This window comes from Yersinia sp. J1, from assembly GCF_050586585.1.
Classification (GTDB): domain Bacteria; phylum Pseudomonadota; class Gammaproteobacteria; order Enterobacterales; family Enterobacteriaceae; genus Yersinia; species Yersinia entomophaga.
Window position 1 is genome coordinate 1 of record NZ_JBOBDP010000004.1, and the last position, 11,886, is coordinate 11,886.

Consider the following 11,886-nt stretch of genomic DNA (forward strand, 5'->3'; position numbering starts at 1 on the left):
GGACACTGCCAGGCATCAAATTTAGTTGTGCTGATATGGCTCAGTTGGTAGAGCGCACCCTTGGTAAGGGTGAGGTCCCCAGTTCGACTCTGGGTATCAGCACCAGTTATATGGGTTTAAGTTCGGCACTTAGAAAAGAATTTACCTGGCGGTAATAGCGCGGTGGTCCCACCTGACCCCATGCCGAACTCAGAAGTGAAACGCCGTAGCGCCGATGGTAGTGTGGGGTCTCCCCATGCGAGAGTAGGACACTGCCAGGTATCAAATAAACAAACGAGGCCATCCTAACGGATGGCCTTTTTTGTATCTGAATTTGTCAAAATATCAGCAGTAATACGCACCTATTTTAACTTTCTCTAAATCTATATAGCACTACTCTGAGTAGTTTCCTCGATTTATCGGCGTCACTTGTCGCCACAATCTAGCAACCTTATAAATATAAACCTTTATAAAATAGAGCCATTGGTGAGATCTTAATACTTCCTTGGTTTTATAAGTAACGAGTCACTCTCTGGCGCCCAGAATAACTGCATTAATTATTTTAATTAATCCGGTGCTAGGATATTGAGTGGCTGTATCGCCTTTGATGATGCAATATTGCCAATATAATCACCATAACTCACTGATTTTGTCTATTTATTGTTGTTAATATGCATGATTAGTCAGTTTTATACGATGTTAACCAATTTCACTGGTGCGCCAATAGCTAAATAATATTTATGTTTTTTGGTTATTTGTTCCTATCATTGAGGGTGATTTTGCAATCAGGCTAAATGCGAGGCCGCGCTGCGGAAGTAAAGGACAGCAGCGCATTGGTTTAATACCGCAATGAAACATTTTCAGGTTGTTGTTGATCACTCGACTTTGTATTTGGAAAAAGTTATCTTCAGGTGTCTGGAAGTCTAAACGTATAAACGGATATATTGAGGATGTAGGCATGCCAATTCGGGTCCCTGATGAACTACCTGCGGTGAGTTTCTTGCGTAATGAGAATGTTTTTGTGATGACTTCATCAAGAGCTAAAACTCAGGAAATTCGACCGCTAAAAGTATTGGTGCTGAATCTAATGCCTAAGAAGATAGAAACGGAAAATCAGTTTTTACGTTTACTGTCGAACTCGCCCCTGCAAGTGGATATTCAATTGCTACGAGTGGATAGCCGCGAATCGAAAAATACGCCAGCGGAGCATCTGAATAACTTCTATTGCGATTTTGAAGAGATTAAAAATCAGAATTTTGATGGACTTATCGTAACCGGCGCTCCTCTTGGGTTAGTGGATTTCAGCGATGTTGCCTATTGGCCGCAGATAGAACGCATTATCACCTGGGCCAAGGATCATGTGACATCAACGCTATTTGTCTGCTGGGCAGTGCAGGCCGCCTTAAACATTCTCTATGGGATTCCCAAACTAACTCGTAAGGAAAAATTGTCTGGGATTTATCGCCATCAAACCCTGAAACCTTTGGCGTTATTGACCCGTGGTTTTGATGAAAGCTTCTTTGCCCCTCATTCCCGTTATGCAGATTTTCCGATTGAGATTTTGCAGCAATACACCGATCTGGATATTCTGGCGGCTTCCGATGAGGCCGGTGCTTATCTGTTTGCCAGTAAGGATAAAAGAGTCGCTTTCGTTACCGGCCATCCGGAATACGATGTGGATACGCTGGCAGGGGAATATGCGCGGGATCGGGCTGCGGGTCTGGAACCTGCTGTCCCACTGAATTACTTCCCACAGAATGATCCTACGCAGCGCCCATTAGCCTCATGGCGTAGCCATGGACACTTATTATTTGCCAATTGGCTCAATTATTATGTCTATCAGATTACGCCGTTCGATCTACGTCAAATGAACCCGACTCTCGACTGATTTCATCTTTATATGGCGGCTGAATCGATGCCGCCTAACCATTTCTTCTGCTATTCTGCATAAACAATCCCTTTCCAACTGGTCTAATCTCTATATTAAACAATATGTTACAACGGAATTTTGTCATTTATGGAATGCCTTTCCTGAAGTGTGTATTTTGTTATTTGTGTTAATCAATTGATAAATAAAGATTAAATAAATATTTAATATAAAAATGGAAATCGTTTTTGATTTTCATGATTAATTGATTATTCTTAATTCTGTTGGGGTGAAAAACGACCAGAAAATCTTGCCGCCAATGACTCATAAAATGCGTCTCAGGCGGTAAGTACGCCGCTTGTGCGTTGGTGTATATGCCGTCAGATTGGGATGAGGAAAGGGTAATGACACAACAGTTAGTAGGCACGGAGTTAGTCTTCACGCAGAAGTTTTCCACTGCGGAGCGTCAGGTATTGACCGCTCAGGCCATCGAGTTTTTAACGGAATTGGTTGCTGAATTCTCAGAACGTCGCTGTCAACTCCTTGCTGCACGCGAGAAATGGCAACATGGCATTGATAATGGCAGATTGCCGGACTTTATTTCGGAAACCACTTCCATTCGCAATGGTGACTGGAAAATTCAGAATATCCCTGCTGATTTACAGGATCGTCGGGTTGAGATAACCGGCCCGGTAGAGCGCAAAATGGTGATTAACGCGCTGAATGCTAATGTGAAAGTCTTCATGGCAGATTTTGAAGATTCGCTGGCACCGAGTTGGGATAAAGTGATTGAAGGTCAAATTAACCTGCATGATGCGGTGAAAGGAACTATTTCTTATGCCAATGAATCAGGCAAGATTTACCAGCTAAAACCAAATCCGGCGGTTTTGATTGCGCGAGTGCGCGGCCTGCATTTACCTGAAAAACACGTGACTTATCAGGGAGAAGCTATCTCTGGTGGTCTGTTCGATTTCGCCCTTTATTTCTTACATAATTATGAACACCTGCTGGCGAATGGTAGTGGCCCTTATTTCTATCTGCCCAAAATGCAGTCCTACCAAGAAGCTGCCTGGTGGAGCGACGTCTTTACCTTTACGGAACAGCGCTTTGGTTTGCCGCAGGGAACCATTAAAGCCACGGTATTAATCGAAACATTGCCTGCAGTGTTTCAGATGGACGAAATCCTATATCACCTGCGTCACCACATTGTTGGCCTTAACTGCGGACGCTGGGATTACATTTTCAGCTATATCAAAACATTGAAGAATCATAGCGATCGCGTTTTGCCCGATCGTCAATCCGTCACCATGACTCAACCTTTCCTCAGCGCATACTCTCGCCTGCTGATAAAAACCTGCCATAAGCGCGGTGCGTTGGCTATGGGGGGAATGGCGGCCTTTATTCCGAGTAAAGACGCAGAGAAGAACGCTTGGGTGTTGGATAAAGTCCGAGCCGATAAAGAATTGGAAGCCACTAATGGCCACGATGGCACCTGGGTTGCGCATCCGGGGTTGGCAGATACGGTGATGGAAGTATTTAATCGCGTATTAGGGAATCGTCCGAATCAATTGGAAGTGAGTCGTGCACAGGATAAACCTATTACCGCCGCTGAATTGCTAGAGCCCTGTTCTGGTGAAAGAACCGAAGAAGGTATGCGCGCCAATATCCGCGTGGCGGTGCAATACATTGAAGCCTGGATCTCCGGTAACGGCTGCGTACCTATCTATGGACTGATGGAAGATGCTGCGACGGCTGAGATATCCCGTACCTCTATCTGGCAATGGATTCACCACCAAAAATCCCTGAGTAACGGGAAAAAAGTCACTAAAGAATTGTTCCGCACAATGTTGAGTGAAGAAATGCAGGTTGTTAAGCAAGAGCTTGGTTCCGAACGCTTTGATTCCGGCCGCTTTAAAGAAGCCGCTCAGTTGATGGAACGTATAACAACACAAGACGAGCTGATCGACTTCCTGACCCTGCCTGGCTACGCGCTGCTGGCATAACCCTACAAATTAATAATAAGGATAAGAACAATGACTACCTCTCGTGCTCAACAAATCAAGCAATTGGAACAAGACTGGAAATCAGCGCGCTGGGAAGGGATTACCCGTCCTTACAGCGCTGAAGAAGTGATTAAATTGCGCGGCTCGGTCAATCCAGAATGCACGCTGGCGCAGCACGGTGCGCAAAAACTGTGGGATTTATTGCATGGTGGCGCTCGTAAAGGCTACATCAACTGTTTGGGCGCATTAACCGGCGGTCAGGCTTTGCAGCAGGCTAAAGCCGGTGTGGAAGCTATTTATTTGTCCGGTTGGCAGGTCGCGGCAGATGCCAATACCGCATCCAGCATGTATCCGGACCAGTCTTTATATCCGGTAGATTCGGTTCCTGCCGTAGTTAAACGCATTAATAACAGTTTCCGCCGAGCTGACCAAATCCAATGGTCGAATAATATCGAGCCGGGTACTCAAGGTTATACCGATTATTTCCTGCCGATTGTGGCTGATGCGGAAGCTGGTTTTGGCGGTGTGTTAAATGCTTTTGAACTGATGAAAGCCATGATTGAAGCCGGTGCAGCGGGCGTTCACTTCGAAGATCAGCTGGCGGCAGTGAAGAAATGTGGGCACATGGGCGGCAAGGTATTGGTACCAACTCAGGAAGCTATTCAGAAACTGGTTGCTGCGCGCTTGGCGGCGGACGTATTGGGTGTACCGACCTTATTGATCGCTCGTACCGATGCTGATGCGGCGGATCTGTTGACTTCCGACTGCGATCCTTACGATCGTGAATTTATCAGCGGCGAACGTACCGCCGAAGGCTTCTTCCGCACTCACGCCGGTATTGAGCAGGCGATTAGCCGTGGTCTGGCTTATGCCCCTTATGCAGATTTGGTGTGGTGCGAAACTTCTACGCCGGACTTGGCGCTGGCGAAGCGTTTTGCCGATGCGGTTCACGCTAAATTCCCAGGTAAATTGCTGGCTTATAACTGCTCGCCGTCCTTTAACTGGAAAAAGAATCTTAGCGATAAGCAAATTGCCAGCTTCCAGGAAGATCTGGCTGCAATGGGCTACAAATATCAGTTTATTACGCTGGCCGGTATTCACAGCATGTGGTTCAACATGTTCGACCTGGCGCACGCCTATGCTCAGGGCGAAGGAATGAAGCATTACGTAGAGAAAGTGCAACAGCCTGAATTTGCCTCGGTGGATCGTGGCTATACCTTTGCTTCCCATCAGCAGGAAGTAGGGACCGGTTACTTTGATAAAGTGACCAATATCATTCAGGGTGGCGAATCTTCAGTAACGGCGCTGACCGGATCGACAGAAGAGCAGCAGTTCTAATCCTACTGCCGAACTAGCAATCATTGTTAACCGGAGCCTGCGTATGCAGGCTCTGTTCCGTGTAGCGGGAGGTGAGCATGGCAATAAGCTTAGAGCAGTTAATCGCCCAAACTATTTTGCAGGGTTTTGATGCACAGTATGGCCGCTTTCTGGAAGTGACCGCAGGCGCTCAGCAGCGCTTTGAGCAGGCCGACTGGCAAGCGATTCAGCAAGCCATGAAAAAGCGAATTCATCTCTATGATCACCACGTTGGACTGGTGGTGGAGCAACTAAAACGCATTACCGGTAGCGGAAGTTTTGACGCCGAATTTCTGGCGCGGGTAAAAGCTATCTATACCGATCTATTGCCGGATTATCCACGTTTCGAAATAGCCGAAAGCTTTTTTAACTCGGTTTATTGCCGCCTGTTTAAACACCGTGAGTTAACTCAGGACAAGCTCTTTGTTTTCAGCTCCCAGCCGGAACGACGTTTTCGCGATATTCCACGGCCATTGGCGCGGGATTTTACGCCAGAGCTGGGTTTATCTGCGATGTTGCAGACGATATTGAATGATTTACCCCTTCGTTTACCTTGGGAAAATCTGCCCAGAGACATTGAATATATCGTTGCTGCGCTCCAACAGGCATTTAGCCCGCAGCAACTGGCTACCGCTCGCTTCCAGATCGCCAATGAACTGTTTTATCGTAATAAAGCGGCGTGGCTAGTGGGAAAGCTCAGATTGTCTGACGGAGTACATCCGTTCTTACTGCCGATTCATCACAATGAATCGGCAGCATTATTTATTGACACCTGCCTGACCAGCAAAGCCGAGGCCAGTATTGTGTTTGGTTTCGCTCGCTCCTATTTCATGGTTTATGCCCCGTTGCCAGCGGCGATGGTGGAATGGCTAAGGGAAATTTTACCGGGCAAATCTACCGCCGAATTGTATATGGCGATAGGCTGTCAAAAGCACGGAAAAACCGAAAGCTACCGCGAATATCTCACCTATGTGCATCAATCCGATGAGCAGTTTATTGTTGCTCCAGGGGTGAAAGGCATGGTCATGCTGGTATTTACTTTGCCGTCCTTCGATCGGGTATTCAAAGTGATTAAAGACCAGTTTGCTCCGCAAAAAGAGGTCAGCCAGGCGCGAGTGCAGGAGTGCTATCAGTTAGTTAAAGAGCATGACCGCGTTGGGCGCATGGCGGATACTCAGGAATTTGAAAATTTTGTTATCGATAAGAATCGTATCAGTCAGGAACTGCTGGCCGAGCTACGGCTGGAAGTGCCGGAAAAACTGGAAGATTTAGGCGACCAAATTGTGATTAAGCATCTGTATATGGAGCGGCGCATGATACCGCTGAATATCTATATGGAGCAGGCTAATGAGCGGCAGTTATGGGACGCGATTGAAGAATACGGCAATGCGATAAAACAGCTAGCCGCAGCAAATATTTTCCCCGGCGACATGCTGTTTAAAAACTTTGGCGTCACGCGCCACGGACGCGTCGTTTTCTACGATTACGATGAAATTTGTTATATGACCGAAGTGAATTTCCGTGATATTCCTCCGCCGCGCTATCCGGAGGACGAAATGGCTAGCGAGCCTTGGTACAGCGTTTCTCCAAATGATGTTTTTCCTGAAGAGTTCCGCCATTTTCTTTGCAGCGATCCGCAAGTCAGAGCCTGCTTTGAAGAGATGCACGAGGATTTATTCCACGCTGAATACTGGCGCGGTTTGCAACAGCGTATTCGTCATGGGCATGTGGAGGATGTTTTCGCCTATCGGCGTAAGCAGCGCTTCTCACAACGGATTATAGGGTGATTTTTGCCCCACTAGCGGCGCGCGAGTGAGGCATTTTACTTAGCGATTACCGCCGCCGTAGGATTGCGTAATTTCTTTGGCGGCGTGAATAACCAGCGCCCCTAGCTCGGTCACGCGGTCATCGGTGATGCGTGAAACCGGCCCAGAAATAGAGATAGCGGCGAAGGCTTCATGATGTTCGTCATACAGACAGGCAGCGATACAACGCAAGCCCAGCGCATGTTCTTCATCATCGAAGGAATAGCCCTGCTTGCGAATTTGCGCCAAATTCTCTTTTAAACTGACCGGATTCGTGCGGGTGTGTTGGGTGTAGGCGTGCAGACCTTTTTTATGGAGTAGCTGCACCAGCTTTTCATCTGACAGAGTCGACAAGAACGCTTTTCCTGCACCGGAAGCATGCATGGGAAGCTTACCGCCAATAGGAGCAGACATACGCATCAGCGCGGTACATTGCACCTGATCGATAATGATCGCCTGATAATCGCTGTGATCCAATACCGCCAGATTGACGGTTTCGCCGGATTCATCCATCAAACGCCGCAGAATCGGATGTACCATGGCCAGTAGATTGCGGCTTTGTAAAAAGCTGCTGCCAACGACAAACGCTTGCGCGCCCATGGTCCACAGCCCTAAATCTCCCACCTGACGTACGAAGCCCTGCTGTTGCATAGTAGTCAGCAAGCGGTGAGTCGTTGAATTAGGTAAACCGGCCTGTTGTGCCAGATCCGTCAGAGCAACCTGACCTTGGGATTCGGAAATATATTCCAGTAATTTAAGGCCGCGAGTCAATGATTGAACCTGACCGGTAGCCGCTGCTGATGTAGCTCCACTAGCCTTTGTTTTCTTTCCCCGTTTAATGGGAATCGGTATCGTCATAAATCAGCTCCCTGGAAATATAATGGAATTCATTTTCGTTTTATAATTATGCATGCTAATGGGCCAAAACGCTCATCCGATGTGTGCAGATTTCTACCTGAAAAAGTCTCAACTTCCCGTCGACTCATTAGCCTTATAACTTGTGCTAGGATGGCTTGCTGGCTTTTGCAGCAGTTCCGATAGGTTAAACGGCTCTGAAATATGGGCTGGGATGATATTTGGCAGGGCATCGAGGCGAAGAGGCGACAGTGACAAATCGAGTAGAAAAACTGCACCAGCAGCTGGCAAAACGTATTTTAGTATTAGATGGCGGCATGGGCACCATGATCCAGAGCTATCGTCTGGAAGAAGCCGATTATCGCGGAGAACGTTTTGCGGATTGGCCGAGCGATCTGAAAGGAAATAACGATCTATTGGTTCTCTCCAAGCCCGAAGTGATTACCGCCATTCACAATGCTTATCTTGAAGCCGGTGCGGATATTCTTGAAACCAATACCTTTAACTCCACCACCATTGCTATGGCGGATTATCAAATGGAGTCGCTCTCGGCAGAGATTAACTACGAGGCCGCCCGACTAGCCCGACTCTGCGCCGATGAATGGACCGCCCGAACGCCGGATAAACCGCGCTACGTTGCCGGTGTGCTTGGCCCGACTAACCGAACTGCCTCTATTTCTCCCAAGGTTAACGATCCGGCTTTCCGTAACGTTAGCTTCGATCAATTGGTGGAAGCCTACCGCGAATCCACCCGAGCGCTGGTGGAGGGCGGCGTCGATATTATTATGATTGAAACGGTGTTCGATACCCTGAACGCCAAAGCCGCAACTTTTGCGGTAGAAACCGAATTTGAAGCCTTGGGCGTGGTGCTGCCGGTAATGGTATCTGGCACCATCACCGATGCCTCTGGCCGCACGCTTTCCGGGCAAACCACCGAAGCTTTTTATAATTCATTGCGCCACGTAAAACCGCTGTCATTCGGCCTGAACTGCGCTTTGGGGCCGGATGAGTTACGCCAGTATGTGGCTGAGTTATCCAGAATTTCAGAGTGTTACGTTAGTGCTCATCCCAACGCTGGCTTACCGAATGCTTTTGGTGAATACGATCTGGACGCCAAAGAAATGGCTGAGCATATCGCTGAATGGGCGCGATCAGGCTTTCTGAATATCGTTGGTGGCTGCTGTGGGACTACGCCGCGTCATATTGCCGCGATGGTAAAAGCCGTCGCTGGCATGCCGCCGCGCGCATTACCGCAGATTCCGGTCGCCTGCCGTCTGGCTGGGTTGGAACCCTTAACCATTGATGCCAATACGTTATTTGTCAACGTGGGCGAACGAACCAACGTGACCGGCTCTGCTCGTTTCAAACGGCTGATTAAGGAAGAGAAATACGCTGAAGCTTTAGATGTGGCTCGCCAGCAGGTAGAAAGCGGTGCGCAAATCATTGATATCAATATGGATGAAGGCATGTTGGATGCGGAAGCGGCGATGGTGCGTTTTCTGAATCTGATTGCCGGTGAACCGGATATTGCCCGCGTACCTATCATGATCGATTCCTCGAAATGGGACGTGATCGAAAAGGGGCTTAAGTGCATTCAGGGCAAAGGAATTGTTAACTCGATTTCGATGAAGGAAGGCGAGGCAGCCTTTATTCATCACGCTAAATTGGTACGTCGTTACGGTGCGGCCATGGTAGTGATGGCTTTTGATGAAGCTGGGCAGGCCGATACTCGCGCGCGCAAAATCGAGATTTGTCGTCGCGCCTATAAGCTGCTGACGGAAACCGTCGGCTTCCCGCCGGAAGATATTATTTTTGACCCAAATATCTTTGCTGTTGCTACTGGTATTGAAGAACATAATAACTATGCCGTTGATTTTATTGAGGCCTGTGCGGATATTAAAGGCGAGCTGCCTCACGCCCTCATTTCAGGCGGCGTTTCCAACGTTTCTTTCTCGTTCCGTGGCAACGACCCGGTACGTGAAGCGATCCATGCGGTTTTCCTGTATTACGCCATTCGCAGCGGCATGGATATGGGGATAGTCAACGCAGGTCAATTGGCAATTTACGACGATTTATCCGATGAATTGCGTGATGCGGTTGAAGATGTGATTCTGAACCGCCGTAATGACAGCACCGAGCGACTGCTGGATATCGCCGAAAAGTTTCGTGGCAGCAAAAGTGATGAAGTTGCGGTGCAGCAGGCGGAATGGCGAGGCTGGCCGGTGGTGAAACGGTTGGAATATTCGTTGGTGAAAGGCATTACCGAATTTATCGAACTGGATACCGAAGAGGCTCGTCAGGAAGCCGACAGACCGATTGAAGTGATTGAAGGCCCGTTAATGGCCGGCATGAACGTGGTGGGTGATTTGTTTGGCGAGGGCAAAATGTTTCTGCCACAGGTGGTGAAATCCGCCCGGGTGATGAAACAGGCCGTGGCCTATTTGGAACCTTATATTGAGGCCAGTAAGCAGAAAGGCACCACCGCCGGCAAGATCCTGCTGGCGACGGTTAAAGGCGATGTGCATGACATCGGTAAAAACATTGTTGGCGTGGTTCTACAGTGTAATAACTACGAAATTATCGATTTGGGTGTCATGGTGCCAACCGAGAAAATCCTGCGCACTGCGCGAGAGGAAAAAGTCGATATTATCGGTTTATCCGGTCTGATTACCCCGTCGCTGGATGAAATGGTTAACGTAGCCAAAGAGATGGAACGCCAGGGCTTTACCTTGCCGTTGCTCATTGGTGGCGCAACCACGTCCAAAGCGCATACGGCGGTTAAGATTGAGCAAAACTACAGCGGCTCAACCACTTACGTTTCTAATGCTTCTCGTAGTGTTGGGGTGGTATCGGCGTTGCTTTCGGACGCGCAACGGGACGAATTTATTGCTAAAACTCGCAAAGAGTATGAAACCGTCCGTATTCAGCATGCGCGTAAAAAACCGCGGACGCCGCCGGTCAGCCTGCAAGCTGCGCGGGATAACGCTACGGTGATTGACTGGGAAAATTATACGCCGCCGGTAGTCCATAAGCTTGGGGTTCAGCAGGTCGAAGCCAGCATTGAAACACTGCGAAATTATATCGATTGGACACCATTCTTTATGACCTGGTCGTTGGCCGGCAAGTATCCGCGCATTTTGGAAGATGAAGTGGTGGGAGAAGAGGCTAAGCGTCTGTTTGCTGATGCAAATCAGATGCTGGATAAGCTCTCATCAGAAGGATCATTGCATCCTAAAGGCGTGGTGGGTCTGTTCCCTGCCAATCGGGTGGGTGATGATATTGAGATTTATCGGGATGAACGTCGCGATGACGTGCTGCTGGTGAGCCACCATTTGCGGCAGCAAACGGAAAAAAATGACTTCCCTAATTATTGTCTGGCGGATTACGTTGCGCCAAAAACCAGCGGTAAAGCTGACTACATCGGCGCTTTTGCCGTGACCGGTGGACTGGAGGAAGATGCTCTGGCGGAGGCTTACGATGCTCAGCATGATGATTACAATAAAATCATGATTAAAGCCTTATCCGATCGTTTGGCGGAGGCTTTTGCCGAATATCTGCATGAGCGGGTGCGCAAGGTGTACTGGGGCTTTGCGCCAAATGAAAACCTGAGTAATGAAGAATTGGTGCGGGAAAACTATCAGGGGATTCGTCCGGCTCCGGGTTATCCGGCCTGTCCGGAACACACGGAAAAAGGGCAAATCTGGAAGCTGCTGGACGTGGAGACTCACACCGGAATGAAACTGACTGAATCCTACGCCATGTGGCCAGGAGCCTCGGTTTCAGGCTGGTATTTCAGCCATCCAGAAAGCAAATACTTTGCCGTAGCGCAGATTCAGCGAGATCAGGTAGAAGACTACGCGGCGCGAAAAGGGATGCCGATAGCCGAAGTCGAGCGCTGGCTGGCCCCTAATCTGGGTTACGATGCAGATTGATAAATGAGTGTGAGTGCTAAAAGAAACCGGCGTGCCAGATAGGCAGCGCCGGTTTTTCATGTTCAGGTGGGGTTTTAGGCGCAGATAAT

6 protein-coding genes, 1 tRNA gene and 1 rRNA gene are annotated in these 11,886 nt (G+C 48.6%); 7 read left to right on the forward strand and 1 reads right to left on the reverse strand.

Features of this window, described 5'->3' with window-relative positions; translation table 11 throughout:
* The first annotated feature begins 29 nt into the window (after positions 1–29).
* The 6 genes from ACQ4OC_RS08505 to aceK all read left to right on the forward strand — a co-directional run bounded on the left by ACQ4OC_RS08505 (position 30) and on the right by aceK (position 6,992).
* A tRNA-Thr gene (locus ACQ4OC_RS08505) sits at positions 30–105 on the forward strand.
* Positions 106–144: 39 nt separating this feature from the next.
* A 5S ribosomal RNA gene (gene rrf, locus ACQ4OC_RS08510) occupies positions 145–260 on the forward strand.
* Between the two features lie 677 nt (positions 261–937).
* Positions 938–1,867, forward strand: coding sequence for a homoserine O-acetyltransferase MetA (gene metA / locus ACQ4OC_RS08515; RefSeq protein WP_064515549.1), 930 nt, complete (start codon positions 938–940; stop codon positions 1,865–1,867).
* Between the two features lie 383 nt (positions 1,868–2,250).
* Positions 2,251–3,849: a malate synthase A gene (aceB, locus tag ACQ4OC_RS08520; protein ID WP_430971098.1), complete on the forward strand. Its 1,599-nt coding sequence runs from the start codon at positions 2,251–2,253 to the stop codon at positions 3,847–3,849.
* A 30-nt stretch (positions 3,850–3,879) separates the two neighbouring features.
* Positions 3,880–5,187 (forward strand): isocitrate lyase, encoded by a 1,308-nt coding sequence (aceA, locus tag ACQ4OC_RS08525; RefSeq protein ID WP_064515544.1) that lies wholly within the window; start codon positions 3,880–3,882, stop codon positions 5,185–5,187.
* Between the two features lie 77 nt (positions 5,188–5,264).
* On the forward strand, positions 5,265–6,992 hold the full coding sequence (gene aceK / locus ACQ4OC_RS08530; RefSeq protein WP_430971099.1) for a bifunctional isocitrate dehydrogenase kinase/phosphatase: 1,728 nt from the start codon (positions 5,265–5,267) through the stop codon (positions 6,990–6,992).
* Between the two features lie 39 nt (positions 6,993–7,031).
* Here aceK and iclR read toward each other — a convergent pair whose 3' ends face one another.
* Positions 7,032–7,868 carry a glyoxylate bypass operon transcriptional repressor IclR gene (gene iclR / locus ACQ4OC_RS08535; RefSeq protein ID WP_064515540.1) on the reverse strand — a complete coding sequence of 279 codons (837 nt, stop codon included), beginning with the start codon at positions 7,866–7,868 and terminating at the stop codon, positions 7,032–7,034.
* 248 nt (positions 7,869–8,116) lie between these two features.
* Between iclR and metH the strand changes: the two genes are divergently transcribed.
* Positions 8,117–11,797, forward strand: coding sequence for a methionine synthase (gene metH / locus ACQ4OC_RS08540; RefSeq protein WP_128821803.1), 3,681 nt, complete (start codon positions 8,117–8,119; stop codon positions 11,795–11,797).
* Positions 11,798–11,886: the final 89 nt, after the last annotated feature.

Coding starts and splice junctions, on each gene's coding strand:
- aceB (WP_430971098.1), top strand. CDS start 2,251: ATGACACAACAGTTAGTAGGCACGGAGTTAGTCTTCACGCAGAAGTTT.
- aceK (WP_430971099.1), top strand. CDS start 5,265: ATGGCAATAAGCTTAGAGCAGTTAATCGCCCAAACTATTTTGCAGGGT.
- iclR (WP_064515540.1), bottom strand. CDS start 7,868: ATGACGATACCGATTCCCATTAAACGGGGAAAGAAAACAAAGGCTAGT.
- metA (WP_064515549.1), top strand. CDS start 938: ATGCCAATTCGGGTCCCTGATGAACTACCTGCGGTGAGTTTCTTGCGT.
- aceA (WP_064515544.1), top strand. CDS start 3,880: ATGACTACCTCTCGTGCTCAACAAATCAAGCAATTGGAACAAGACTGG.